Below are 26,281 nucleotides of genomic sequence, written 5' to 3'. Positions count from 1 at the left end.
GGGGTTGACCAGGAAAAGCGAAGAGGCGGGGCGGAGCACCATTCGTGATGTCGCCGCGCGCGCCGGGGTGTCGGCCTCCACCGTCTCTCGCGTGCTCGGCGGCGACTATCCCGTGAGTGCCGCCACCCGCAGCCGCGTGCTGCGTGCCGTCCGGGAGATGGACTACGTCGCCGATGCTCGCGCCAAGGCGGTCGCCGGGGTCGGTACGCCCACGCTCGCCTTCGTGCTGGAGGACATCACCGGGCCGTCCTTCGCGCACATGGCGTACGGCGTGGAACGGGAGGCGGCGCGGCTCGGGCATCTGTCACTGGTGTGCAGCACCGACGGTGACGTGCGGCGGGAGCTGGAGTTCATCGAGATGATGCGGGCCCAGCGGGCCGCCGCCGTGATCCTGGTGGGCGGGGCTGCGGACACGCCCGAGTACCGGGACCGGACCCGCCGGGTCGCCGACTCGCTCGCCTCGGCCGGGTCGCGGCTGGTGCTCTGCGGGCGGCCGCCGCTCGGGCCCGGCGCGCCGGTCACGGTCATCGAGTACGACAACGAGGGCGGCGCCTACGCCCTGGTCGCCCACGTCCTCGCGCAGGGCCACCGGCGGGTGCTGTTCCTGGGCGGGAAGCCGGACCACACGACGGCGATGGGGCGGGAGCGGGGATACCTGGCCGCGCATCGGGCCCGGGGGCTCGACCCCGACCCCGTTCTTCTCCTGCACGGCGACTTCACCCGGGACTCCGGGCACCGGCTGATGCGGCAGGCCCTCGTGCGGGGGCTGGAGTTCAGTGCGGTGGTCGCCGCCACCGACATGGTGGCGGCGGGGGCGCTGACCGCGCTGCACGAGGCGGGCCTGGCGGTGCCGGGGGACGTGTCGCTGGCCGGGTACGACGACATACCGTTCGCCCGCGACCTGCACCCGGCCCTGACCACCGTGCACGTGCCCTACGAGGAGCTGGGGCGGCTCGCCGTGCGGACCGCGCTCGGGCACGGCGGGGAGTCGGCCGACGAGCACCTGCTGCTCGGCACGCATGTGGTGGTACGGGACTCAGTGGCGGCGTACGGCGGCCACTGAGCGGCGCAGCCGGCGTACCGCCAGGGCCAGTTCGGCCGTTCGTTCGGGGTGCGGCGGAGGGACGCCGGGGGGCCAGAGGGCGAACTCCTCGTCCCGGGGGCCGAACACCGTGTGGGGCTCGCCGTCGCCGAGGACGCGCACCGGGTGGGTGTCGTCCCAGGGCTGCCAGCCGGGGTCGCCGGTGGTGGCGAAGCGGACCCAGGCGCCGTGCATCGCGTCGGCCAGCTCCTGCGGGGCGCCCTCGCCGGCCAGCCGGGCCGAGTCGGGGTCCTCCCCGGTGTCGAAGACGAAGCCCAGTTCCAGGGCGTGGCAGGCGCCGAGGCCGGGGCGGTTGGAGGGCCAGGCGAACTCGTAGAGGTAGGCGGAGCCGGGGCGGGCCTCGGCCAGCCGGTGCAGCGGGCGGCGGAGCAGGTGGTCGGTGACCATCTGGCCGACGGTCTCGGCGGGGCCCGCCTCGGGACGCAGGGTGCGGTAGCCGCGCGGCACCTCGTGGCCCACGTGGCAGCGGGCCATGGCACCGGCGAGGGCGACCGGGCCGAGCCGCTCGACGTGGTCGACGAGGCCGCCGGGGACCAGCCAGAGCCGGTACTCGTCGCGGGTCCAGCCCATCAGGAGGTCGACGCCGAGCGCCGCCTCGCCGTCGAGGAGGGCCTGGAGCGGGTCGCGCGGGACGAGGTCGCCGTCGACGACGATCCCGAAGGCGGGGCCGCCGAGGACGGGGCTGCTGAGCCGGCCCACCTCGGCCTGGGTGCGCAGCAGCAGCTCCCGGTCGACCTCGGCGAAGGCCTGGGCGGTCGCGGGGATCCTGAGCCTGCTGGCCATCCGGCGGACCATGCGCCGTACCTTGTCGCGTTCCGAGGCCTCGGGCGGGCCGCTCTGCAGGACGGCCCGGCGGATCAGGCCCTGGGTCTGGGGTGCGGCGAGCAGGGCGCCGGTGCTGATGGCGCCGGCGGACTGGCCGCACAGGGTGATGCGGGCCGGGTCGCCGCCGAAGGCCGCGATGGTGTCGTGGACCCAGCGCAGGGCGGCGAGTTGGTCGCGCAGCCCGGGGTTGGGCGGGGTGTCGGGGAACAGGCCGTAGCCCTCCACGCCCAGCCGGTAGTTCACCGAGACGAAGACGACCCCGTCCCGGGCGAACGCATGCCCGTCGTACACCGGTACGGCCGAGGATCCCCTGGTCAGGGCGCCGCCGTGCAGCCAGACCAGGACCGGGAGCCGGGCACCGGGGCCCGGCTCCGGGGTCCATACGTTGAGGTTGAGGCAGTCGTCACCGGGGATCACCGGGTCGGACAGATACTGCGCGAACGCCTGCGAGTACGGCGGTTTGGGCGCCGTCGGCCCGAACGCGCCCGCGTCCCGGACGCCGTCCCAGGGCTCGGGCGGCACGGGCGGACGGAACCGGTGTTCCCCGAAGGGCGGGGCGGCATAGGGGATACCGCGGAACACGGCGACCCCGCGCTCCCACCTGCCGCGCACCGCCCCGTACGGGGTGTCGGCCACGGGGTCCTTCAGCTCCGTCCGGTCTGCCGTCATCCGCCCACCAGCTCCTCCCGCCGCGTGTGCCGGCACGCCGGTAAGAAAAGAGCACCACATCCGCTTCCAGTATTCCGGCACACACGGCGGTCGGGCGGATACGCGCGGCTACTTGGCGTACATCAGGGTGCCGAAGCCGAGCTGGTCGTAGCCGCCGCTGTCGGAGCCGTAGTCACCTCCCCCGCCCTCGGGGGCGACCAGGTCGTAGTACATGGCGGAGATGTACTTGTCGTCGAGGTACAGGCGCCGGTTGTAGTGGAAGTGGAGCATCGCCCAGACCGGGCGGATCTGGCCCCGGGAGCCGGCGGAGACGACGGTCTGGGACGACTGGGCGCAGCTCTGGCCGGTGCCCCAGGTGTAGGTGGTGTAGGGGACGTCGTCGCCGATGTTGTACTTGGCGACGTACTGGGCGGCCTTCATGAACCGCTTGTCGTCGTAGGAGTAGAGGTCGTCGCCCTGGTTCCAGGCCATCTCGCAGACCGCGCCCATCTGCCCCATGCCCATGACGGTGTGGCCCTGGTCGCGCCCGGACTCCTGCCACTGGCCGAGGGCGTAGCCGTCGGAGTCGGTGTACAGGTAGGGCACCGCGTGCGCGATCGAGCCGTTGCCGGCACCGGACTTGAAGTAGGTGACGGCCTGGTCGTACTTGGCCTTGTCCTCGTTGAGGATCCCGATGGCCAGGACCGAGGCCATGTTGCACAGGTCCCAGTTGGCCCAGTAGTTGGTGATGCAGGCGTCGTTGTGGTTGGTCAGGAAGCTGTTGTTGAGCGGGTAGAAGACGTTGGCCAGCATCGACTGGGCCGCGGCGAGGTCGAAGCCGGAGTAGTCGCGCATCAGCTCGCAGGCGTTGGCGAACTGCCAGCCGTAGAGGCCGGACGCGAGGAACCGGTCGGCGTTTCCGGTCACCGTCGTCAGTGTCCTGGACCAGGCATTGAGGATGTTCGCGGCGCAGACCGCGTTCGCCTCGGTGCCGCCGACCTTCCAGCGCAGGGCGTTCTGGTAGGCGGCGGCGATGTCGTTGTAGAGCAGGCTGTAGTTCTGCCCGTCGCCGCCGCGGATGATCGTGGCGGTCGCCCGGTTCGTCCAGGTCGACTGGGAGTGGGAGTTGGCGGTCAGCTTGTTCCAGCCGGACAGCCAGGGGTCGGTTCCCGCCGCGACCCTGACCTTGGCACGGTTGATGTCACCGGCGTTGTGGAGCATGCCGGGGTGGGTGAACGTGGCCGGGGCCGCGTGCGCGGTCGTGGCCACGGTGGCGCCGCCGAGGGCGAGGGCGGCGGTGAGGCCGCCGGCGGTCTTCAGCAGACCGCGGCGGCTCAACTCTGTTCCGCGGAGGTGCTCGTGGGGGGAAGTGCGGCTCATCGCTGTGCGTCTCCAATCCGTCTGGCTCAGGTGGGCGTGATGCTCACCTCGTCGAACTCGGTGGTGCAGCGGGCCAGTTGGTTGCGCGAGCAGACCACGAGGCCCACGTGGTAGGGGGCGTCATCGAAGGCGGGGATCTCCCCGCCGGCCACGGGGGTCCAGGTGACGCCGTCATCGGTGGACAGGGCTGCGGCGAAGGCGGTCCCGGTGCGCTTCAGCCGCAGCAGGGCAGGGAGGGTGACGGCGGCTCCCCCGGTGAAGGCGGAGGCACCGGCCACGGTCCTGCGGAGCATGAGCTGTGCGGTGGTGCCGCCGGTGACGACGACTCCGGCGGCCTGGTCGAACGGCGACAGCGACTTCGCCATCAGCAGCCCCACCCGGTCGGCGCCCACGCCGGTGCGGGAGACGAGCCGGGCGACGATCTCGCAGTCGCCGCTGACGGTCTGCCGCACGAACTGCCCCGTCATTCCCTGGCCGTTGGCGTTCAGGTCGACGCCCGCGCCCCGCACGGTGAAGGTGCCGTCGTGGTACGACGTGCTGCCCGGCGTGGTGATCGCGACCACGCCCAGCGTCCCGAAGGCGCGGTCGTCGAGCACGGTGTCGCCGAGGTCCCCGTACGTCCACGGGCCGGGCGGCGCGGTGCCGACCGTGAGCGCGAGGGTGCCGGTCGCGGTCCCGGAGGCGTTGGCCGCGGTGGTCGTGACCGTGAACTCGCCCGGCCCGGTGGGGGTTCCGGAGACCAGACCGGTGCGCCGGTCGATCCGCAGCCCGTCGGGCAGTCCGTCCGCCGTGAACAGCACGGGCTCGTGCGAGGCCTGCAGCAGATGCCGGAAACCGACCCCTTGGTTGGCGAACGCGGCGGGGGCGGAGATGAGTTGGGGCTGCGCCGGGGTCGGCATGGCCGCCTGCACCGGCGCCGGACGCGGGCCGCGGCCGGCGGTGTTGGTCTTCACGACCGTGTAGTGGTACGTCGCGCCCGGTGTCCCGGTCGCGTCGGCGTACCGGACGCGGGTGCCGAAGCCGACCGGGCCGACGCCGGTGGCGAGGGTCCGGTAGGGCCCGTGGGCGCGGGTCGCGCGCAGCACCGTGTAGCGGGCGGACAGGTCCGGGTCGCTCCAGGCCAGCTCGACCGCGTCGGCGCCGGTGTCGGCCCGCAGGCCGGTGGCGGTGCGGGCAGGGCGCGGCACGCACCACACCGCACCGGACGGCGAGGTCACGCTGACGTTGTCGAAGGCCCCGGTACCGGTCTCGGCGTAGTCCTCGTCGATACCGAGGCAGGAGGTGAGCGCGAGGCCCGCATACCCGGTCCGCCCCAACTCGACGTCGTTGGAGCCGACTTCGGTCCAGTGGACGCCGTCCGGCGAGATGGCGCCCGTGCACCGCGCGCCCTTCCGGGTCACCCGCACCCAGTAGGGCGCCCGCAGCCGGTAGCCGTCACCCGCGCCCTCGACGTAGGGCGCCTCCAGGGGTGTCGCCGACTCGGGCAGCGCACCGAGGCCGGAGAGCGGGAAGGCCGCGTTCACCGTGATCGCCTGCTGCTGGGAGGGCGGCACCGGAGTGCTGCCGGTCGCGGACACCTCCGCACCGGCCGCCGGCCGTACCGTCCACACCCCGCTCCAGGTGTGCAGCGGCAGCCCCTGGATCAGCATGGAGGCGTGGGCCGCGTCCGCGTCGAGGGAGGCGCGGACGGTGACGCCGATCTTGGAGTACTGCGAGCTGAGCGGCCATACGATCCGCGCGGTGACCGTGCCGTCGCCGCGCAGGGGCAGGTGGACGAGGCGGTAGGTGTCGTCGGTGCCGCTCGCCTCCAGGACGAAGCGCTCGCCGTCGAAGACCGCGGAGCCGGGGATCCTCACGTCCCCGACGTCCTGGGTCGCCCAGGGCCCGGGGAGTCCGGCGGAGGCCGCCGCCCATGCCGAACTCGCGCTCCTACCAAGAGAGTTGGCGGCGGAAACCGTGTAGTAGTAGGTCCGTCCGGCTTGCACGCGCCGGTCGGTGTACGTCGGCTGTGCGACCCCGGACGCGATCTCCTCGTCACGGCCGTCCGCGGCGCTCGCCCGCAGCACCGTGTAGGAGTCGGCGCAGGTCGACGGCAGCCAGGTCACGGTGACGGACCGGTCCTCCCCCACCGCCGTGACGCCGGCCGGCGGGGTCGGCACGCTCGGCGCGGCCGCCGTCGCGCCGGCGTAGGCGAAGGTGCCCCAGCTCGGCAGGTCGTCGTTGCTGCCCTCGACGACCCGGGTGCCGCCGGTGCCGCGGAAGACGGCGTTCTTGGTGTACGGGGTGTCGAGGCCGCGCACACCCGCGTAGTGGGCGTACGCCATCTCGTAGATCGGCGGCAGGGTGCCGCGCGAGGTGGCGGAGACGGCCAGTTTGATGTACTTGCCGGTGCGGTCGAGGTCGGGGACGAAGGGGACGTCGCCGCCGAGGTTGTAGCGGGCGGCGTACTCGACGTTGGCGAGGATGCGGTTGCCGTCGAAGCCCCACAGGTCGATGCCCTGGTTCCAGGCGACCTGCGCGGCGTCGGCGAGCAGGCCGACCGCGAGCTGTTCGTGGCCCTGGTCCCGGCCGCTCTCCTGGCCCTGGCCCGCGTCGGTGACGATGCGGTGCAGGACGCTGCCGTTGCCCGCGCCGGCCGCGGCGAAGCGCAGGGCGTCGTGGAAGAGGGCGGGCTCCTCGCAGAACACGCCGATGGCCAGCAGGGACTGAAGGGACGTCAGGTCCCAGTTGCCGTTGGCGTAGAGCGTGTAGCAGGAGAGGGCCGGATACCAGACGCGCAGGAAGGACTCCTCGCAGCGCGCGATGTCGGCGGCGCTCCAGCCGTCGTAGCCGGTGTGGCGCAGGAGTTCGGCCGCGTTGACGAACTTGAAGGCCTGGAGCCCGGCGCCCAGCGGGCCGTCGGCTCCGGTGATGGCGGTGAGGGAGGCGGACCAGGCGTTGAGGATGTCGCGGGCCTTGTCGGCGTGCGCGGTGTCGCCGGTGACGGACCAGATCAGGGCGTTCTGGTAGGCGGCGGCCGAGTCGGCGACCGCCTGGTTCTGGTAGTTGGCCGGACCGCGGCCCCAGGAAGTGATCTGCCCCGTGTTCTGTACGGCGTACGAGGCGGCGGAGCGGGCGTGGGCCGCGAGCGCAAGGTAGCCGTCGTAGACCGGTGATTGCCTGGCGGCGACCGCGGCCTTCATCCGGGCGAGGTCGTCGGCGGAGTGCAGCAGGCCGGGGTGGGCGAAGGCCACCGCGTCCCGGTCCTGGTCCTGGGCCGCCGCCCGGCCGGGCACGAGCAGTCCGCTCGCGCCCGTCGCCAGCAGCAGGGCCGCGGTGCCGCCGAGGAAGCCCCGGCGGCTCGGTGCGGTCGTCATGACGCGGCGGCCGCCTCGGCCTCGGCGGTGGTGAGGAACTTCAGGTTGGTGACGTGCTCGTTGGAGAACCACTGGATCTCGTCGGTGGTGTAGTACCAGCTCGGCTTCTTCATGGAGTCGGCGATGACGACCCCGTTGATCACCAGGTTCTCGAAGGTGACGTTGGTGATGGCGTGGTCGGCGTCGTAGCCGAGGAACAGGGACGGGTTGGCGTGCGTGCCCGTGTAGCTGAGGTTCTTGACGTAGACGCCGTCGATGCCGCGGCCGACCGAGGTGTTGTACTTCGTGTTGTACATGACCTTCATGTAGATGACCTGGCCCCACCGGAAGTCCTCGATCCGTACGTCCTCGATGCGGACGTTCCTGATGAGGTTGGAGTCGCCGGGGTTGAGGGCGATGCAGCCCTGGTAGTTCATCTGGGGTTCGCGGTGGTCGAGGATGTCGATGTTGCGGATGACCAGGTTCTCGATCGTCTCCGGGGCGTCGGTGTTGCCGTGGGTGCCGATGTTGACCGGGTGGGCGACGTCGGCCCACAGGGAGCAGTTCTGCACGGTGATGTTCCTGGTGTCGCCGTAGTAGTCCCAGCGGTGGGCGTAGATGGCGACACAGTCGTCGGAGTTGCGCAGGAAGCAGCCGTCGAGGACGACGTCACTGGAGGAGAAGATGTCGATGCCGTCGCCGTTGCCGCGGGAGCTGAAGCCGCGCACCTTCCTGATGTGGACGTTCTGGGCCTCGCCGAGCGTGGTGATGTAGCCGCCCGGGTTCATGATGATGACGTCCTCGACCCGGATGTTCCTGCTGCCCTCGCAGAGCACGCCCCCGCCCGGACTGGCCCAGATCATGCCGTGCCCCTTGAGGGCGGCCTTCTCGACGTCCTTGAAGTAGACGGTGGCCTTGAGGACGGCGCCGCCGGCGAGGTAGACGGTCTTGCCGCTGGGGACCGTGAGGACACCGCCTGTGACGGTCTGCACGCCGGGGCCGAAGTAGATGACGTCGGGGTCGTCGGCGGCCGGCGGGCGGTGCTCGACGCGGTTGGTGATGACGTGCAGGCAGTCGAAGATCTCGTCGTTGATCTGGACGACGAGGTCCTTCGGCTCGTCGAGGGTGAACCGCAGGGTGTCGCCGAGGAGTTCGGGCGTGATGCCGTACGAGTCGGGTCTCACCCGGGCCTTGGTGGTGCCGCCCTTGAGGTAGGTCACCTCGACTTCGACGGAGCCCCGGAAGTCGAAGTAGACCAGGGAGGAGTTGTAGACCTTGCCGGAGCCGGTGGCCGGGTTGATCTCCTCGAACTGGGGCCGGTAGACGTCCAGGGTCTGCCAGTCACCGTCGGGGGCGGTACGCACCCGGACCTGGAAGCTGGTGTTGGTCGGGACGGCGGACGGGCGGGGGTAGGTGACCAGCTTCGGGTGGGACCTGGCGTCGTCGGCGGCGTGGGCCGCGGTGGCGGTCAGTCCGCCCGAGAGCCCGGCGGCGAGCGCGGTGGCTCCCGCGGCCTGCAGGGCGGTGCGGCGGGAGAAGGGCGCGGTCATGGATGACTCCTTGCAACAGGTCTGCGGGTTGGGCTACTTGAGGCCGGACGTCGACAGGCCGGCGACGAAGCCGCGCTGGGCGACGAGGAAGACCAGCAGGATGGGGACGACGTACATCACGGAGGCGGCGGCCTGGAGGTTGGTGATGGGGGTGCCGGCCGAGGAGACGTAGGTGGTCATCACGGCGACGGCGAGGGTGGAGCGGTCGGTGGACAGCAGGAGCTGCGGCGCAATGTAGTCGCCCCAGGTCCAGGTGAAGGCGATGACGAAGCTCGCGGAGAGCACCGGCCAGGACTGCGGCAGGAAGATCCGCCAGAACATCCCGGCGTATCCGCAGCCGTCGACGATGGCCGCCTCCTCCAGTTCGCGGGGCAGTCCTGCGAAGAACTGCCGGAAGAGGAAGACCAGGTAGGGGGCGGAGGAGAGGCCCCACAGCACCCAGGGCCAGTAGGTGTCGACCATGCCGAGCTTGGCGAAGATCAGGTAGGTCGGCAGCAGGGTGATCATCTGGGGCAGCATCATCGAGCCGATGAGGATGCCGAACAGGGTCTTCTTCCCGGGTGCGGTGAGCCGGGCGAAGCCGAAGCCGACCCAGGCGGAGCTGAGGGTGACGAGGGTCGCGTAGATGGTGGCGATGATCAGGGAGTTGCGGGCGTAGCCGAGGAAGTCGATGAGTCGGTAGGCGTCGGCGAAGTTGTGCCACTGGAAGTGGGTGGGCAGCCAGTGCACGGGGGCGGCGGCCAGTTCGGCGGGGGCCTTGAGGCCGGTGAGGACCAGCCAGCCGAACGGGCCGAGGAACAGGCCGGTGACGACGACGAGGACCGTGTAGAGGACGAGGCGGTTGACGCGTATCCGCATCCGGGCCGGGGACTTGGGGTTCACGCTGGCGGCGGTCACTTCTTCGCCTCCGGGTCGACGTTGTAGAACACCACGCCGGAGGTGAACCTGAAGATGAGTCCGGTCGCGATGAGGATCAGGACGAAGAGCACCCACAGCAGTGCGGAGGCGTATCCGTAGCGGCCGAGCGCGAAGTACTCGGAGAACACGTGGATCATGTACGTGTAGTTGGACTGCGGGATCGTGGTGAGGCCGCCCGTGGTGGCGATGGGGGCCAGCAGCATCGGCATGATGGTCTGCACCGAGGCGATCACCCCGGTCACGGTCTGGAAGAGCAGCACCGGCGACAGCAGCGGCACGGTGATGCTGCGGAAGGTCCGCCAGGCGCTCGCCCCGTCGATGCGGGCCGCCTCGTGGAGTTCACGGGGGACGTCCTGGAGCCCCGCCAGCGAGATGATCATGATGTTGCCGGCGGCCCAGAGGACCGTCATGACCAGGACGTAGCGGGCGTAGGGGTCGGCCAGCCAGCCGATCGCGTCGAAGCCGAAGAAGGTCAGGACGCCGTTGGCGGCACCGGAGTTCTGGTCGAAGAGGTTCTTGAAGGCGATGCCCGCGCCGACCGGGGGCACCACGGCCGGCAGGTAGAGCAGGGTGCGGAAGAGCCCGCGTCCCTTGATCGGCCGGTTGACGAGGACGGCGAGCGCGAGCCCGGCGGCGATCGACAGCGGCACCGAGAGCAGCGCGAACAGGCCCGCCCGGCCCAGGGCGTCCCAGGTGGTCGAGTCGCCCATCAGCTCGCGGTAGTTGCCGAGGCCGACGTAGTGCCAGTTCGGGGAGATGCCGTCGTACGTGGTGAAGCTCAGCCACAGCGCGTAGGCCATCGGCGTGATGGTCAGCAGCGCGAACCCGATGATCCACGGGGAGGTGAACATGTAGAAGGCACGGTGCCTGCGGGCCGTCATCGAGGGGCCGGTGCGCTCGGCGGAACCGGCCCGGCCGGCACCCGCGGCCGAACTCGGCCGGCCGGCGACGGAGGAGACCTGGTCGACCGTCATCCCACTTGCTCCTTACCGCGCTTGAGCTGCTGGTTGATGGTCGAGTTCAGGTGTCCGGCGAGGCTGTCGACGGACATCTCGCCCTTCATCGCGGGCGTGGCGATCTGGTTGAAGAGCGCCTCGAAGGCGTCCCCCGAGATGTAGGGCGACAGGGAGACCACCGAGAAGTGCCGGAGCTCGTTCTCCTGTGCCCGCAAGGTCCGTTTCTGGTACTCCTCCTTGGCCGGCATCAGCGGCCGCAGGGACTTCAGGGTGGGGATGCCCCAGCCACTGGAGGCGCGCGCCTTGGCCGGTGCCTCGCCGAAGAACCACTCGAAGACCCGCCAGGCGGCGTCCTTGTTCTTCGCCTTCCGCGGCATCCACAGGCCGGTGCCGCCCTGGCAGGCGCTGATGCGCGGACCGCCCGCGAAGACAGGGGCGGGAGCCAGCCGGGAGACCTGGGCCAGCTTCTTGTCGGTGCCGATCATGCCGCCCATCCAGTACCCGGAGTTCGACATGGCCAGCCGTCCGGCCTGGTAGGTCGGCCCGTCCCAGCCGTTGGGGTCGGGCAGGACCGGGCTGGGCCCGACCTTGAGCCCGCAGTAGTCGATGTACCAGGCCAGCGCCCTGCGGGCCTCGGGGGTGGTGAAGTCGACCCTGGAGAAGTCGTCGCTGAAGAGGCTGCCGCCGGCGGACGCGGTCATGGTCGCCATGAGGGTGAGCTTGACCAGGCCGTTGTAGCTGCCGCCGAAGACGGTCGTCTGGCCCCTGGACCGCTGGGCGAGCCGCCGGGCGTCGTCCAGCCACTCGTCGAAGGTGACGGGCTCGGTCTCCGACGGGTAGGTGACGTTCTTCTTGTCGAACGCGGCGGTGTTGAACCAGAACATGGAGTCCTGGGAGAAGTCCTTCGCCATGCCGTAACGCGGGCCCCTGCCCTGGACCTTGCCGTCGTAGCGCCACAGGTCGTTGACGGGGTCCAGGTCGTCGAGCCGGAGGACACCGCTCTTCGCGAAGTAGTCGTCCAGCTCCTGCATCACGTCCCGGGCCGCGAAGTACGCCGCGTCCACGGCGCCGACACCGCGCACCAGGTCCGGCGGGTTGCCGCTGGTGAGCATCGCGATCAGCTTGGTGATGTCGTAGTCCACCCGCTTGATCGTGATGCCGGTTTCCTTCTTGGCCTGCTTGACCAGGTCGGGGCTGAGGTCGTCGGCCTTGACCATCATGGTGACGGTCTCGCCCGAGCTGCTGACCCCGGTGGACACCTGGAGCGCACAGCCGCCGAGCGACGCGGCACCGGCCGCGGCACCCGCCGCCGACAGGGCGAGAAAGCTGCGCCGGCCGACCGGGGCACGGGCGTGCGTCTGCATGGACTACCCACTCTCTGAAGGGAGGTGACCGGATGTCGGCTCGGTTGGCAACCGGTTGCTATGAGCGGTGAGGGGAGCTTCAACCCGTACGAGAGCGTCGTCAAGAGGCGCGACGAACTTTCGAAAACCCTTCAGCGGCAACCGGTTGCCCTTGCGCACCGGTTGCTGCTCACGGGCCGTTCGACCGACCGCACATCGAAAGATTCCGACTCATACCCCTTGCTGGGAGCGGCAGCGCCGTCCTACTGTCCCGTGGAAACCGGTTTCTAAGGCACTGCCGAGCCGCCGCCCTCCTCCCCGAGAGCGCCAACCTCCGAAGGAACACGGTCAGATGAACTCCACCAGGTTGGTCCGCGCCGCGATCGCGGGCCTCGCGCTGACATGTCTGCTCTCCGCCTGCGGCGGATCGGACTCCGGCTCCGGCGGCTCCGACGCGGCCTCCGGCCCGGTCACGCTGCCCTTCTGGGGCTGGGCGAACGGCCAGGAGGCCGTGGTGAAGGCGTTCAACGCCTCCCACAAGGACGTCCAGTTGACGTACACGAAGGTCACCGACCAGCTGACCATGCAGAAGCAGCTCACCAACGCGGTGAAGGCGGGCAACGCGCCCTGTCTGGTGCAGAACACCGCCGAGTACGTGACGAGTTGGGTCGCCCAGGGCGCCCTCGCCGACATCACGAAGTACGTCGGGTCGGCCAAGGACAAGTTCAACTCCGGCTCCTGGTCGGCCGCACAGGTGCAGGGCAAGCTGTACGGCGTCCCCACCAGCTCCGCGCCGAACTTCACCATCTACCGCACGGACGTCTTCCAGAAGTACGGCCTCAAAGCCCCCACCACCTGGGACGAGTTCATCGCGGCGGGCAAGACGCTCAAGAAACACGGCGTCAAGATCACCAACTTCGCCGGTGAGGACCCCAGTACGCTCGAAGTGCTCGCCATGCAGGCCGGCGCCCACTGGTACGCGATCGACGGGAACTCCTGGAAGGTGGACTTCCAGGACGCGGGCACCCTGAAGGCCGCCGACGTGATCCAGCAGATCATCGACAACGGCCTCGACTCCACCCTGTCGTTCGCCGACTACGCGGCCGTACAGCGCAACTACGACAACGGCGGCACCGCGACCCGGCAGATCTCCACCTGGCAGATGGCCGGCATGGTGCAGAACTTCACCAAGTCCTTCGGCAAGTGGGCCCTCGCCCCCTGGCCGGCCTTCACCGGCGAGACCGCGAAGACCCCGGCCGGCACCAACCTCACCGGCAGCGTCACCCTCGTCACCAAGCAGTGCGCACACCAACAGCAGGCCGCCGAGGCCGCGTTGTGGATGTCCACGGATTCCGGCGCGGTGAAGACGATGGCGAGCCCGACCACCGGCAACGGCGTGATGCCCGCACTCGCCGACAGCAGCGCCTATGTCGACGAGGCGATCTCGCAGAAGCTCCTCGGCTCGAACTACGACCCGGCGAAGAAGGTCGTCACCGACAGCCTGAGCACGGTCACCACCGACTGGACCTTCGGCCCCGACTGGACCGCCATGTTCACGGAGTTGCAGAGCGGCTGGGCGAAGGTGGTCAGCAAGCAGCAGAAGGTCACCGACCTCCTCGCCCACATGCAGCAGTGGACGGTCGCCGACCTGAAGTCCCGCGGCATCAGCGTCAAGGGCTGAGGCGGCGCACGAATGGTCCGCTCCCAGCGCTGGAAGGGCGCCGCCTTCACGGTGCCCTTCCAGCTCGGCTTCGTCTTCCTCTACCTGATCCCGATCGGGTACGCCGTCTACGAGTCGCTGTACCGCTCCCAGTCCTCCGGCCTCGGCCTCGGCGGCACCACCGACGAGTTCTCGGGCCTGGCCAACTACCGGCAGGGCCTGACGGACCCGGCGTTCCTCGACTCGGTCCTGCGCGTGCTCCTGTTCGCCTGCGTCCAGATCCCCGTGATGCTGCTGATCAGCCTGCTCCTCGCGCTCTTCCTGGACGCGCTGACGTCCCGGGCGGCAGGCCGTTTCCGCATCCTGCTCCTGGTCCCGTACATGATCCCGGGCGTGGTCGCGGCCATCGTCTGGATCAACCTCTACAGCCCGGACGTCGGCCCCCTCACCCCCCTGGGCAAGGCGTTCGGCCTCGACTGGAACTTCTTCGCGCCGTCGATGGTGTGGCCGTCCATCGGCAACCTGCTCACCTGGCACGGCATCGGCTACAACATGGTGATCATCTACGCGGCGCTGCAGGGCGTCCCGCGTGAACTCTTCGAGGCGGCACGGCTGGACGGCGCCTCCGAGCGCCGTATCGCCCTGAGCATCAAAGTCCCCTACGTACGGGGGGCGTTGGTCCTCACCGGCATGCTGTCGATCATCCAGATGCTCCAGATCTTCAACGAGCCCGCCCTGTTCCGCAACGTCACACCGCAGACGGTGAGCGACAGCTTCACCCCGATCATGGTGATCTACAACCAGGCGTTCAACGCGGGCAACTACCACTACGCAGCCGCCCTTTCGGTCCTGCTGGCCCTGATCCTCGGCGTCGCCTCCTTCCTCTTCTACCGGCTGACCGCGAAGGAGACCGGCTGATGGCACTCACCGAGGAGCGGACGAAAACCCACCCCGTCCGCCGCATCGCCAGGCCCGACCCCGCCGCCCGTTCCCGGGGCGGCCAGCGTTTCCTCCTCGTCGGCCTGGCCCTGGCGAGCGCGTACAGCCTCTTCCCGGTCTGGTGGCTGATCGTCGCCGCGACGAAGGACCGCACCGCCCTCTACCAGAGCAACGGCCTCTGGTTCTCCGGCTGGCACCTCTGGACCAACCTGCACCAGCTCTTCACCTACGAGAACGGCATCTTCCTGCGCTGGACCGCCAACTCCTTCCTCTACGCCGGAGTCGGCTCCCTCGGCGGCACGCTCATCGCCCTCGCGACCGGCTACGGCCTCGCCCGCTTCCAGTTCCCGGGCCGCAGCCTGGTGTTCGCCTGCGTCGTCGGCTCCTTCCTGGTCCCGATCGCCCTGCTGACCCTGCCTCTCTACCTCCTCTTCTCGAAGATCGGCCTGGTGGACACCCCCTGGGCGATGCTGATCCCCTGCCTGATCAACCCGTTCAGCGTCTACCTGGCGAAGGTCTACACCGAGGCCACGGTCCCCTACGAACTCCTCGAGGCGGCCCGCATGGACGGCGCCGGCGAACTGCGCATCTTCTTCTCGATCGTCCTGCGCATGATGACGACCGGCGGCGCCACGGTCTTCCTCCTGGCCTTCGTCAACACCTGGAACGCCTTCTTCCTCCCCCTCACGGTGCTCCGCGGCGAACAGAACTGGACCCTCAACCTGGGCCTGTACAACTGGTCCGGCAAACGCCTGGAATCGGGTGTCGACCTGACCAGCCTGGTCCTCACCGGCGCGCTTCTCTCCATCGTCCCGATGGCGATCATGATGATCGCGATGCGCCGCTACTGGCGTACGGGCGTCACCCTGGGAGCCCTCAAGTGACCCAGCTCCACAACCCTGTGCTCCGCGGCTTCGCCCCCGACCCCTCCCTGGTCCGCGCCGGCGACTGGTACTACCTCGCCAACAGCTCCTTCGAGTGGTTCCCGACGATCCCGATCCACCGCTCCCGCGACCTGGCCCACTGGGAGTACGCGGGCCATGTCGAGGGCGCGGTCCCCGGCGACTCCCTGGCCGGCGTCCCCGACTCGGGCGGCATCTGGGCTCCTTCGCTGAGCTGGGACGGGGAGCGCTTCTGGGTGACGTACTCCGTCGTCCGCTCGGTGGGCACCCCGTACTTCGACCTGGACACGTACGTCAGTACGGCCCCGGACGTGTCCGGTCCCTGGAGCTCCCCAGCCCGCGTCCCGAGCCACGGCTTCGACCCCGCGCTCTACCACGAGGACGGCCGCATCTGGCTCCTCAACCTCCAGAACGACCACCGCCCGGGCGGCCGGCGCTTCGCGGGCATCGTCGCCACGGAACTGGACCGGGAGACGCTCGCCCCCGTCGGCACCACCCAACTCCTGCTCCAGCACGACCGGTTGATCGAGGGACCGAAGCTGCTGAAGCGGGACGGCTGGTATGTGCTGGTGCTCGCGGAGGGCGGGACGGGTTTCGAGCACGGGGTACGGGTGGCGCGCAGCCGAACCCTCACGGGCCCGTACGAACTCGACGAACGGCCACTGCTGACGGCACGGGACGATCCTGCCTGGCCGTTGCAGAAGGCGGGGCACGCGGAGTTGGTGGAGACGGCGGAGGGCGAGTGGTTCCTGAGCCACCTGACGGCTCGCCCCCTGAAGACGCAAGAGGGCCTACGGTGCCCACTCGGCCGCGAGACGGCGATCCAGGCGGTGACGTGGGACGCGGAGGGCTGGCCGAGACTCGGGCACGGGGACACCCGTCCGGCCCCGACGATCGAGATACCCGAGCTGAAGCGCCGCGAAAGGGGCGCGGGGCTGCATTCGATATGCGGCTACCGCCGCGTGGGCGCGACCAGCCCCCACCGGCCCGCAGCCGACAACGCACCCCCCTACTACACCCTCCGCTCCCCAGCAGGCCCTACCTGGATAGACCCCACCACCCGCCCCGGCTGGCTCCGCCTCCGCGGCCACCACGGCCCCGACTCCCTCTGGTCCCACCACCTCCTGGCCCGCCGCATCACCGAACACCGCACCGAGGCCCAGGTAACCCTCCGGGCAACCCCGTCCGCCTTCACCCAGTCCGCCGGCCTGCTCCTCTGGTACAACACCTCGGCCTACTACGCCCTGGACCTCACCTGGGCAGAGCCGGAAGGCGAAGCACAACGCGGCCAGCAGTGGCGGAACACGGGCCGAACCGTGCTCGCCCTGACCACCCGGGACGAGAACGAAACCCGCCGCGCAGCCGTACAGGAAGTCGACGCGGACAACCCCCTCACCCTCGGCGTCACCGTCGACCGCACCGAAGCCCAGTTCTGGCACCTCCTCGAAGGCACCCGCTCCCCGGTCGGCCCACCCCTCGACTTCACCCGCCTCTCCGACGACCACGGCACCCGCCTCCGCTTCACCGGAGCGATGGCCGCGATCCACTCCGTGGACCTCGTCGACGCCTCCTTCACCGCCGACTTCACCGATTTCCGGGTCATTTGCACGCCCGCATAGCCCCAGCCGCCCTGTTCGAAGTTTCGAAAGTCCCGCCGCCACCGATCACGTGAATTCCCAGGTCTTCACGCCGTGTTGACGCGCACCTATCGTAGGAAGCGCTTACTGGACGGCTTGCACGCAGACCGCGGAAGCAGCGTTGGTCGCAACTTTCGTTACTTTCGTTGGCCCAAGGGCGGGCCGGAGAGGCGGGTTCCCCATGGTCCGTGCCGGAGGTACGAGCGTGGCGGCGGCCGGTCCGACGCTGGCGGTGGTGGCCCGCGAGGCGGGCGTCTCCGTGCCGACCGCGTCGAAGGTGGTGAACGGCCGCGACGACGTGGCCCCCGAGACCCGCCGCCGGGTCACCGAGGCCCTGGAACGGCTCGGCTACGTCCGCAGACCGCGGTTCGACGCGACGAAGGCCCCCACCCTGATCGACCTGGTCGTGCAGGCGCTGGACAGCTCGTGGTCGGGCGCGGTGCTGCACGGGGTGGAGGAGGCGGCGTACGAGGCGGGTCTGGAGGTCGTCGTGTCGGCGGGGCCGGCCCGGACGCGGGCCGGCCGCCCGGAGCGCGGGTGGCTGGACAGGCTCACCGCGCGCGGTTCCTCCGGGGTGCTGTTCAACCTGGCCGAGCTGACCGAGGCGCAGTACGCCTGGCTGGACCACCACCGCATCCCGTACGTACTGATCGACCCGGTCCAGGAGCCCCCGGCGGGCGTGGTCTCCGTCGGGGCGGCGAACTGGCAGGGCGGGGTCACCGCGACCGAGCACCTGCTCGCGCTCGGCCACGAGCGGATCGCGGTGATCGCCGGCAACCGGCGCCGGATGTGCAGCGGCGCCCGGGTGTCCGGCTACCGCTCGGCGCTCGCCTCGGCGGGACTGCGCGCTCGCGGCGATTACGTCCGGCACGCGGGTTTCGACGCGGACACGGCCCGGCAGCGGATGCACGAGCTGCTGGACCTGCCGGAGCCGCCGACCGCCGTGTTCGTCTGCTCGGACCGGATGGCGCTCGGGGTGTACACGGCGCTGGCCGAACGCGGCCTGCGGGTGCCGGCGGACGTCAGCGTGGTCGGCTTCGACGATCTGCCCGAGGCGCGCTGGGGAACCCCGCCGCTGACCACGGTCCGGCAGCCCCTGTCGGAGATGGCGGCGACCGCGCTGCGGCTGCTGGTACGGCTGATGCACGGGGACCGTCCGGAGGGCACCCGGACCGAGCTGTCGACCAGGCTGGTGGAGCGGGCGAGCACGGCGGCGCCGGCGGCCCGTTCGGCCGTACGACGGTGACCGCACCCTTATCAAGATCGTTTCCAGGGCATGAAACTCACCCTGCGTACCGCCGCGGCCTGCGCTCTGGCCGCAGCCGCCGTGACCACGGCCCTGGGCACCGCCCGGGCCACGACCCTGACGGTCGCCCCGGCCCAGCACCACGCCCTGGTGGCCGCCGCCCCGACCGACGAACACGACCCGAAGGAGGACGTGGAGCTGGACGAGAACGGTCAGCCGGACCTGAACGAGGACTGAGGCCCCCCGAAGGGGCGCTGGGGGTACCCCCCGAAGGCTGGGTGGGGAACTGCGCGGCCGGTCACGACAGGCCCGCAGTTCCCCACCCGCCGGTACCTCAGTCGTCGTCGTTCTGACGCGGCTCCCCGAGCAGCGCCTGGATCGCGTCCACGGCGCTGCCGTCGTGGTCGCTGCCGGCCGTCCCTCTCCCGGCCTGGATGTTGGCCGTGCGGTCCACCTCCAGGATGGAGTCCGCGTTGGAGTTGTCGAGCACGGTGATCAGGCTCCCGCCCGCACAGGCCGGTGCCGCGGCCCCGCCCAGCAGGGCTGCGACGACCACCACGGCCGCCCGCAGCCGCGCCCCCGGGTTCGTCACACGCCCACGCCCTCGGGCTCGTCGAGCCGTTCCCGGGCGATGTTGCGCTCCAGCAGGGTGGTGGACGCCTTGACGCCCACGCCACTGGCCGCGTCGACCGACGGCAGCCGGCCGTCCGCGGACTTCAGCTCGTTCAGCGCCGAGTCCATCGCCTCGTGCGCCGCGAACAGACAGGGCGTGGAGTAGATCGCGACGTCGACGCCGAGCTCGTCCAGTTCGGTGAGCGAGAGGCGGGGCGACTTGCCGCCGGCGATCTGGTTGAAGAGCAGCGGTTTGTCGCCGACGACCTTGCGGATCCGGCGGATCCACTCCTCGCTGCGCACCCCGTCGACGAGGATCACGTCGGCGTCGGTGGCGGCGAGCCGCTCCGCGCGGTGCAGGATGTCGTGCTCGTCGGTGGCGTCCGTGCGGGCCACGACGACCAGGTCCTGGCGGGTCTCCAGGACCTTCTCCAGCTTGTCCAGGTACTCCTCCAGGGGCAGCACCTGCTTGCCGTCGGCGTGCCCGCAGCGGCGCGGCCGCTTCTGGTCCTCCAGGATCACCCCGGAGGCGCCGATCCGCTCCAGTCCCTCCACGACGTGGCAGGCGACCTCGGGGTCGACGTAGCCGTCGTCGATGTCGACGAGGAGATGGTGGTGCGGGAACGCGCCCCGCAGCCGCTGGACGAAGGCCACCATGTCGGGCCAGGCGATGAACCCGATGTCCGGCAGGCCGTAGTACGAGGCGGCGAAGCCGAAGCCCGATACGAACATCCCGTCGTAGTGTTTGGCCGCGATCGACGCCGAGTACATGTCGTACACGCCGATCAGCGGGGTGGTCCCCGGCCCGGCGATCTGCTCGCGCAGCTTCTTCCCGTAAGTCAAGGTCCGGCTCCTCCTGTGGGTGGCGCGGCGGCACGACCGGCCTCCGCGTCTCTGCAGCCCTTTGCCAAGACAAGAGCATCTCTAGATACGCACGTGACTATCTCCGTGCGCGACCTTTACTCACCCCAATGGCGGATCCGGTTCACCGGAGAAACGTCACTGGACCAACCGCGCGGCCCAGGCGACACCCCCGTACAGGTGGGCCAGGAAGCCGGAATCCCGGTAAACCTCCGGGGCGTGACCGAGGGCTGTGTAGAACACCCGTCCGGCCCCCTGCTCGCGGCACCAGGACAGCGGATGGTCGTCCCCCATCCCGCCGCCGTCGTACGACGTCTCGTCGGCGCGCAGCAGGACCCGGACCCGGTCGCGCGGGTTGTCGCGGAAGTCGTACCACTCGTCGGTGAAGTCCCAGACGGCGGGCAGGTGCCGGGTCGCGGGGTGGTCGTGGTCCTCGACGAGCGCCCGGCCGGGCTGGTACTCCGGGTGGCGGTCGAAGCGGGCGCCGAGGAGTTCGCCGTAGTACGGCCAGTCGTACTCGGTGCAGGCCGCCGCGTGCACGCCTGCGAAGCCGCCGCCGGCCTCGACGTAGGCGGCCAGCCGCGCACGCCCCGCCGGCGTCAGGATCTCGCCGCTGGTGGAGAGGAAGACGACGGCCGCGTACCCGTCCAGGGGCTCTTCGAGGGCGGCCGGGTCCTCGGTGGCGTCGACGTCGACACCGGTGAACTCCCGTACGGCGGCGAGGGCGTCGGGGATGGAGTCGTGGCGGTAGCCGGTGGTGCGGGTGTGGACGAGCAGTCGGGGGGCCATGCCCGCATGATCGCCCACGGCCGGGGCCGGCTCAAAGGCCCGGCGTCGGTACGCTGTTGTCGGGCGCCCCGCCGTCGCTCGGCAGGTCGCCGCGCTGCACGGGCTGGTCGTCGGTGAAGGCCGGGTCGGGGGTGGGCAGCAGGGTGCCGAGTTCGGCGGCGGTGGGACGGTGGACGGCGCGCAACGCCTTGTTCAGCACCGCGTCGGAGACGCCGCCCTCCCCCTCCAGCCACACCACGCAGTCCTTCTCCGACACCTCGTACTTGTGCTGACCGGCGTAGCGCAGGTGGTCGGTGTAGAGGTGGATGACGGCGCCGGCCGTGTCCGCGTACGAGGCGGAGAAGCCGTCGTCGCCCTGTACGCCGACGGACTGCTGGGCGAGGGTGAAGCCCGGCGCGTCGGTGACGTAGACCATCTCCGGGGCCATCCCCAACGCCGCGGCCTTGGAGGCCAGTTCGGCCGGGTCGGCGGGGGCACCGGAATCCCCGGAGGCTCCGGGGCCCGCCTTCTCGGTGCCGCAGCCGGTGAGCAGGGCGGCGGCGAGGAGCAGGGGCGGCAGGACGCGCACGGCACGGATCATGCGCCCATCGTGCCGCACAGGCGTTCCACAGAGGACCGGTTTTTTCCTCGCGTCCGGAGCCACCGGTACCGCACCACGAGCGGGTAGCCTCGGCCGGGATGGACACCATTCCCCCGCTCCTCGACCACCTGGTGCTGGCGACGCCCGATCTCGCCGCGACCGTCGCCGACTTCACCCGGCGGACCGGGGTGGCACCCGCCCCGGGCGGAGCCCATCCGGACCTCGGGACCCGCAACCATCTGGTGTCCCTGGGCGGTGCGAGCTACCTGGAGATCATCGGCCCGGACCCCGATCAGGCGCTGCCGCCCGGCGCCCGTCCCTTCGGCGTCGACGGCCTCACCGCCGCCCGCCCGGTCACCTGGGCGATCAGGCCGCCCGACCTGGACGCGGCGGTCGCGGCGGCCCGCGGCCGGGGCTACGACCCCGGCACCCCGCGCCCGATGAGCCGCCGCCGCCCTGGGGGGACCCTGCTGGAGTGGCGGCTGACCGACGGCGACACCGCCCACCCCTCCGGTCTGGTGCCCTTCCTCATCGGCTGGGGCGCCTCGCCCCATCCGACCGCCTCCGGGCTGCCGGTCACCCCGCTGCTGGCGGTGTCCGCCACCGCTCCCGACCCCGCCGAGCTCCGCCCCCTGCTGGCGGCCCTCGGCACGGACCTGGCCCTCTCCGAGGGTCCGGTGTCGCTCTCCTTCACCGTCGACACCCCGCACGGCCCGGTGACCTTCCGCTGAGCCGCGTGTCCGATTCCTTCAAGACCGGCCGGCGGCAGCCGCCTACGGTGACGGCATGACTCCACGATTCGCCGTGATCGGCCTCGTCACCTCCGACCTGGCCGCGTCCCTCGCCTTCTACCGCCGCCTCGGCCTGGAGTTCCCGCCCGGCGCCGAGGCACAGCCGCACGTCGAGGCCGAGTTGCCCGGCGGGCTCACCCTGGCCCTGGACCCGGAGGAGACGATCCGCTCCTTCCACCCGGCCTGGCGCCCGCCTGCCGACGGCGGCCGGATGGCGCTCGCCTTCCACTGCGGCTCACCCGCCGGGGTCGACGCGCTCTACGACGACCTGGTCGGCGCCGGGTACCACGGCGAGCTCAAGCCCTGGGACGCGTTCTGGGGCCAGCGGTACGCCACGGTGCACGACCCCGACGGCAACGGCGTCGACCTGTTCGCCCCGCTACCCGCCGAGTAGCCCGCGCAACGGCAGCCCCGCCAGCTCCCGTACGTCCCGGGATAGATGAGGCTGATCCGCGTACCCCGCCCGGGCCGCCGTCTCCGCGAGCGGAACCCCGGCCCGGGCGAGCACGAGCGCCCGCTGCATCCGCAGCACCCGGGCCAGCGTCTTGGGCCCGTAGCCGAAGGCGGCCCGACTGCGCCGATGCAACTGGCGTGCCCCTAGCCCGAGTTCGTCGGCGACGGCCGCCACGGGCCGCCCGGCGGCCAGGGCTTCGACGAGCCGCCGCAGGGAGGGGTCGTAAGGCAGGGCTCGTTCCAGGGCGATCTCCTCCAGCGCGACGGCGGGGTCGCCCGTCCCACCCACCCGATCGCGCAGCCGCCGCACGTCGGCAGCCGGCCACAGCTCACTCAGCTCGACCCGCTGATCGAGCAGTGCGTACGCAGGCACGCCGAGGAGGGCGGGCGCGGTTCCGGGGTAGAAACGCAGGCCCACCCACACACCCTGGGCGCCCTCGGACACGTAGGCATGCGTATCGGGCCCGGCGACCAGCAGCCGCCCCTCGTTCCAGAGCAGATCCATACACCCGTCGGGCAGCACCCGACCGTCGCCGACCGGGTCATTCACCCACAGGACCGCCCCAGCCAGCCGCGACGCCCGCTCCCTGTACACACACGCCAGCGTAGACGCGCCCCACAAGGGGGGAACTGCGCAACCAGCAACGACGAACCCGCACCCGGCCACAACCGCACCCGGACGGCGGGACCGCCCCTCAGCTGCTCTCCGGCTTCCGCGGCGGCGGATGGCTGCTCTTCACATGCGTACGCAACCGCGCCGTGACGTCCTCCGGCGGCAGGAACCGGGACCAGCGCTCCGGGAACTCCGACGGCATGTCCGGGTCGTCGGGGTCGTCCGGGCCCGCCTCGCGGGCCGCCGCGGCCGCGCGGGCCACGTACTCGGCGACCTGGGCCTCCCGCAGCCGCTCGTTGGCGGCGCGCGCCGCGGCCGTCGCGGCGGCCGGCCAGACCCGGTCGATCGCGGCGTTCACGGCGGCGCCGACCAGCACGGCGAAGGCCGACACGCCGATCCACAGCAGCACGGCTACGGACGCGGCGAGGGAGCCGTAGATCGTCGCGCCCTCGATGGTGTTGGTCAGGTAGATGCGGAGCAGGAAGCTGCCGAGGACCCACATGGCCAGGGCGACCAGGGCGCCGGGCACGTCCTCGATCCACGGTGAGCGCACCGGCACGGAGACGTGGTACAGCGTGGTCAGGAAGACGATGGACAGGACGATCACGACCGGCCAGTACAGGACCTGTACGAGCGTCTCCGACCAGGGCACGATCCCGACCACCGCGTCCGGCCCGGCCACCATCAGCGGGAGCGCGACCGAGCCGATCAGCAGCGCGGCGATGAAGAGCAGGAAGGAGACGATCCGGGTCTTCACGATGCCCCGGACGCCGTCGAGGCCGTACATCACGGTGATCGTGTCGATGAAGACGTTCACCGCGCGGGACCCGGACCACAGGGCGAACAGGAAGCCGATGGAGATGACGTCGGGGCGGCCGCCGCGCATCACGTCGTGCAGGATCGGCTCGGCGATCTCCTTGACACCCTTGTCGGACAGGACCGTGCGGGAGGCCTCCAGCAGGTTGTTCTCCAGGCTGGCGATGGTGTCGGCGCCGGTCCAGTCGTCGACGTAGCCGAGCAGTCCGATGAGGCTGAGCAGCAGCGGCGGGACGGACAGCAGGGTGAAGAAGGCGGCCTCGGCGGCGAGGCCGAGGATGCGGTACTCCATGCAGGAATTGACGGTGTCCTTGATCAGCAGCCAGGCCGTCCTGCGCTTGGAGACATTCCGGTAGAGGGCTCTGGCCCGGTGGAGCCGGCCGGAGGGCCGCTCGGGAGTATTGCTTGCTGGCTGCACGCCCTAACGGTATCCGCCGTCCGGGGCCGTCCTCACCTCACGGGGCTCCGGCCGGGGCCGGCGCGGTGACCGGGGCCGTTGTGTCAGGCTGGATGCCACAGCCGCCGTCCCGGTGAGGTGCGCAGACATGGCAGGCAACACCACGCACACCGTGACCAACCAGCCGCCCCCGCTGGTCGGGTACGACCTGTTCGGTGCCGACCTGGCCCTGGTCGAGGCCGTCGAGCGGCACACCGAGCCTGGGCTGCTCGACGAGGTGCGCACCGAGCTGTCCGGGATCGGCGCCTCGGCCGGCTCGGCGCAGGTGCAGGAGTGGGGAGCCCAGGCGAACGAGCACCCGCCGCGGCTGCGCACCCACGACCGCTACGGCCACCGGATCGACGAGGTGGAGTTCCATCCCGCCTGGCACCGGCTGCTCGGCAAGGGCGTCGGCGCGGGCCTGACCACCGGCTGGGTACGGCCGTCCGGGCACGTCCGGCGCGCCGCCGCCTTCCTGGTCTGGACCCAGGTGGAGGCCGGCAACTGCTGCCCGCTGTCGATGACCAACGCGGCGGTGCCCGCGCTGCGCACCGACCCGGAGCTGTCCGCCGCGTGGGAACCCCTGCTGACGTCCACGGTCTACGACCGCGGGCTGCGGCCCGCCGCACGGAAGGCCGGTGCCCTGTTCGGCATGGGCATGACCGAGAAACAGGGCGGCAGCGACGTCCGGGCGAACACCACCGTCGCCGCCCCGCTCGCCGCGGCCGGGACGTACACCCTGACCGGACACAAGTGGTTCTGCTCGGCACCCATGTCGGACGGCTTCCTGGTGCTGGCCCAGGCGCCGGACGGCCTCACCTGCTTTCTCGTGCCGCGCGTCCTGGCGGACGGCACCCGCAACGTCTTCCTCCTCCAGCGGCTCAAGGACAAGCTCGGCAACCGGTCGAACGCGTCCGCCGAGGTCGAGTTCGACGGGACCTGGGCGCGGCGGGTGGGCGAGGAGGGGCGCGGGGTGCGGACCATCATCGAGATGGTCGCCGCGACCCGGCTGGACTGCGTGCTGGGCTCGGCGGGGCTGATGCGGCAGGCGGTGGCACAGGCCGTGCACCACGCCACGCACCGCGAGACCTTCGGCGCGAAACTCGCCGACCAGCCGCTGATGCGCAACGTCCTGGCCGACCTCGCGATCGAGTCGGAGGCCGCGACCACGCTCGCGCTGCGGCTGGCCGCCGCCTACGACGACGGGAGCGAGTCCGAACGGGCCCTGCTGCGGCTCGCGTTGCCGGCCGCCAAGTACTGGGTGACCAAGCGCTGCGCGCCGCTCGTCGTCGAGGCCGCCGAGTGCCTGGGCGGCAACGGCTACGTGGAGGAGTCGGGCCTGCCCCGGCTGGTCCGCGAGTCCCCGCTCAACTCCGTCTGGGAGGGCGCCGGCAACGTCCAGGCCCTGGACGTGCTCCGCGCGCTGCAACGCGAACCGGGCGCCCTGGACGCCTACCTCCGGGAGATCGGCCGCGCCCACGGCGCCGACCACCGCCTGGACCGCGCGGTCAAGGACCTCTTCTCCGAACTGGCCGACCTGGAGGGCATGGAGTCCCGGGCCAGACGGCTGGTGGAACGGCTTGCGACGGTCCTCCAGGGTTCACTGCTGGTCCGCTTCGCGCCGGCCGAGGTCGCCGACGCCTTCTGCGCCTCCCGCCTGAGCAACGACTGGGGCTCCACTTTCGGCACGCTGCCGTCAGGACTCGACCTGACCGCCGTGGTGGATCGAGCCCGGGTACGCATCCCTACCTAAAGGGGCGCGGGGAACTGCGCGACCAGCCCCACACAACCGTCAGCCGCCAACGCACCCGGTGACCCACCCCCTGCTGCGAACGGCCCTCCGCCGGGGCGCGGGGGTGGTGCTGCGCCGACACGGCACCACCCCCGCC

General features: G+C 71.0%; 23 protein-coding genes. 10 read left to right on the top strand and 13 right to left on the bottom strand.

Features of this window, described 5'->3' with window-relative positions:
* Nucleotides 1-4 precede the first annotated feature (4 nt).
* A complete protein-coding gene (locus ABT137_RS24890; RefSeq protein ID WP_351712444.1) occupies nt 5-1,063 on the top strand; it encodes a LacI family DNA-binding transcriptional regulator in 1,059 nt (352 codons plus the stop codon).
* Here ABT137_RS24890 and ABT137_RS24885 read toward each other — a convergent pair.
* The 7 genes from ABT137_RS24885 to ABT137_RS24855 all read right to left on the bottom strand — a co-directional run bounded on the left by ABT137_RS24885 (nt 1,037) and on the right by ABT137_RS24855 (nt 12,078).
* Nucleotides 1,037-2,596 carry a carboxylesterase/lipase family protein gene (locus tag ABT137_RS24885; RefSeq protein ID WP_351712442.1) on the bottom strand — a complete coding sequence of 520 codons (1,560 nt, stop codon included), beginning with the start codon at nt 2,594-2,596 and terminating at the stop codon, nt 1,037-1,039. The genes ABT137_RS24890 and ABT137_RS24885 overlap by 27 nt on opposite strands.
* 108 nt (nt 2,597-2,704) lie before the next feature.
* A complete protein-coding gene (locus ABT137_RS24880; protein WP_351712440.1) occupies nt 2,705-3,955 on the bottom strand; it encodes an alginate lyase family protein in 1,251 nt (416 codons plus the stop codon).
* 26 nt (nt 3,956-3,981) lie between these two features.
* Nucleotides 3,982-7,311, bottom strand: a complete 3,330-nt coding sequence (locus ABT137_RS24875) for an alginate lyase family protein (RefSeq protein WP_351712438.1) — start codon at nt 7,309-7,311, stop codon at nt 3,982-3,984.
* Nucleotides 7,308-8,840 (bottom strand): glycosyl hydrolase family 28 protein, encoded by a 1,533-nt coding sequence (locus ABT137_RS24870; protein WP_351712436.1) that lies wholly within the window; start codon nt 8,838-8,840, stop codon nt 7,308-7,310. Before ABT137_RS24870 ends, ABT137_RS24875 begins: the two co-directional genes overlap by 4 nt.
* Nucleotides 8,841-8,873: 33 nt before the next feature.
* The gene (locus ABT137_RS24865; RefSeq protein ID WP_351712434.1) at nt 8,874-9,737 is read right to left on the bottom strand and encodes a carbohydrate ABC transporter permease; all 864 of its coding nucleotides are present in this window, start codon (nt 9,735-9,737) and stop codon (nt 8,874-8,876) included.
* On the bottom strand, nt 9,734-10,732 hold the full coding sequence (locus ABT137_RS24860) for a carbohydrate ABC transporter permease (protein WP_350779012.1): 999 nt from the start codon (nt 10,730-10,732) through the stop codon (nt 9,734-9,736). The genes ABT137_RS24865 and ABT137_RS24860 overlap by 4 nt, the downstream gene beginning before the upstream one ends.
* Nucleotides 10,729-12,078 carry an extracellular solute-binding protein gene (locus tag ABT137_RS24855; protein WP_351712431.1) on the bottom strand — a complete coding sequence of 450 codons (1,350 nt, stop codon included), beginning with the start codon at nt 12,076-12,078 and terminating at the stop codon, nt 10,729-10,731. The genes ABT137_RS24860 and ABT137_RS24855 overlap by 4 nt, the downstream gene beginning before the upstream one ends.
* A 331-nt stretch (nt 12,079-12,409) precedes the next feature.
* On the opposite strand from ABT137_RS24855, the gene ABT137_RS24850 reads away from it, so the two are divergent.
* From ABT137_RS24850 to ABT137_RS24825, 6 genes are all read left to right on the top strand, one after another.
* Nucleotides 12,410-13,738, top strand: a complete 1,329-nt coding sequence (locus ABT137_RS24850; protein WP_351712429.1) for an ABC transporter substrate-binding protein — start codon at nt 12,410-12,412, stop codon at nt 13,736-13,738.
* 12 nt (nt 13,739-13,750) lie between these two features.
* Nucleotides 13,751-14,635: a carbohydrate ABC transporter permease gene (locus ABT137_RS24845; RefSeq protein WP_351712427.1), complete on the top strand. Its 885-nt coding sequence runs from the start codon at nt 13,751-13,753 to the stop codon at nt 14,633-14,635.
* Nucleotides 14,635-15,540, top strand: a complete 906-nt coding sequence (locus ABT137_RS24840) for a carbohydrate ABC transporter permease (RefSeq protein ID WP_351712425.1) — start codon at nt 14,635-14,637, stop codon at nt 15,538-15,540. The genes ABT137_RS24845 and ABT137_RS24840 overlap by 1 nt, the downstream gene beginning before the upstream one ends.
* The gene (locus ABT137_RS24835; protein WP_351712423.1) at nt 15,537-17,177 is read left to right on the top strand and encodes a glycoside hydrolase family 43 protein; all 1,641 of its coding nucleotides are present in this window, start codon (nt 15,537-15,539) and stop codon (nt 17,175-17,177) included. The genes ABT137_RS24840 and ABT137_RS24835 overlap by 4 nt, the downstream gene beginning before the upstream one ends.
* Nucleotides 17,178-17,376: 199 nt before the next feature.
* Nucleotides 17,377-18,441, top strand: a complete 1,065-nt coding sequence (locus ABT137_RS24830; protein ID WP_351712421.1) for a LacI family DNA-binding transcriptional regulator — start codon at nt 17,377-17,379, stop codon at nt 18,439-18,441.
* Nucleotides 18,442-18,471: 30 nt separating this feature from the next.
* Nucleotides 18,472-18,678 (top strand): hypothetical protein, encoded by a 207-nt coding sequence (locus ABT137_RS24825; protein WP_351712419.1) that lies wholly within the window; start codon nt 18,472-18,474, stop codon nt 18,676-18,678.
* A gap of 97 nt (nt 18,679-18,775) precedes the next feature.
* Here the strand turns inward: ABT137_RS24825 and ABT137_RS24820 are convergent, their stop codons facing one another.
* The 4 genes from ABT137_RS24820 to ABT137_RS24805 form a co-directional block, all read right to left on the bottom strand.
* Nucleotides 18,776-19,033 carry a hypothetical protein gene (locus ABT137_RS24820; RefSeq protein WP_351712417.1) on the bottom strand — a complete coding sequence of 86 codons (258 nt, stop codon included), beginning with the start codon at nt 19,031-19,033 and terminating at the stop codon, nt 18,776-18,778.
* Nucleotides 19,030-19,896 carry an isocitrate lyase/PEP mutase family protein gene (locus ABT137_RS24815; protein WP_351712415.1) on the bottom strand — a complete coding sequence of 289 codons (867 nt, stop codon included), beginning with the start codon at nt 19,894-19,896 and terminating at the stop codon, nt 19,030-19,032. Before ABT137_RS24815 ends, ABT137_RS24820 begins: the two co-directional genes overlap by 4 nt.
* Before the next feature lie 156 nt (nt 19,897-20,052).
* A complete protein-coding gene (locus ABT137_RS24810) occupies nt 20,053-20,703 on the bottom strand; it encodes a ThuA domain-containing protein (protein ID WP_351712413.1) in 651 nt (216 codons plus the stop codon).
* Between the two features lie 31 nt (nt 20,704-20,734).
* Nucleotides 20,735-21,283, bottom strand: coding sequence for a membrane lipoprotein (locus ABT137_RS24805; RefSeq protein ID WP_351712411.1), 549 nt, complete (start codon nt 21,281-21,283; stop codon nt 20,735-20,737).
* A gap of 98 nt (nt 21,284-21,381) precedes the next feature.
* On the opposite strand from ABT137_RS24805, the gene ABT137_RS24800 reads away from it, so the two are divergent.
* Together ABT137_RS24800 and ABT137_RS24795 are read left to right on the top strand one after the other, a co-directional pair.
* The gene (locus ABT137_RS24800) at nt 21,382-22,014 is read left to right on the top strand and encodes a VOC family protein (RefSeq protein WP_351712409.1); all 633 of its coding nucleotides are present in this window, start codon (nt 21,382-21,384) and stop codon (nt 22,012-22,014) included.
* A gap of 55 nt (nt 22,015-22,069) precedes the next feature.
* A complete protein-coding gene (locus tag ABT137_RS24795; protein WP_351712407.1) occupies nt 22,070-22,468 on the top strand; it encodes a VOC family protein in 399 nt (132 codons plus the stop codon).
* Here the strand turns inward: ABT137_RS24795 and ABT137_RS24790 are convergent.
* Complete coding sequence (locus ABT137_RS24790; RefSeq protein WP_351712405.1) at nt 22,454-23,122, bottom strand: helix-turn-helix domain-containing protein; 669 nt, start codon at nt 23,120-23,122, stop codon at nt 22,454-22,456. The two genes, ABT137_RS24795 and ABT137_RS24790, sit on opposite strands and share 15 nt — an antisense overlap.
* Nucleotides 23,123-23,222: 100 nt before the next feature.
* On the bottom strand, nt 23,223-24,374 hold the full coding sequence (locus ABT137_RS24785; RefSeq protein ID WP_351712403.1) for a YihY/virulence factor BrkB family protein: 1,152 nt from the start codon (nt 24,372-24,374) through the stop codon (nt 23,223-23,225).
* Nucleotides 24,375-24,501: 127 nt separating this feature from the next.
* On the opposite strand from ABT137_RS24785, the gene ABT137_RS24780 reads away from it, so the two are divergent.
* Nucleotides 24,502-26,145 (top strand): acyl-CoA dehydrogenase family protein, encoded by a 1,644-nt coding sequence (locus ABT137_RS24780; protein ID WP_351712401.1) that lies wholly within the window; start codon nt 24,502-24,504, stop codon nt 26,143-26,145.
* Nucleotides 26,146-26,281 lie beyond the last annotated feature (136 nt).

The sequence above is a fragment of the Streptomyces sp. NPDC001980 genome, assembly GCF_040296885.1.
Classification (GTDB): domain Bacteria; phylum Actinomycetota; class Actinomycetes; order Streptomycetales; family Streptomycetaceae; genus Streptomyces.
The sequence above is the reverse complement of the archived record's forward strand: the minus strand, read 5'-3'. Positions and strand labels throughout refer to the sequence as shown.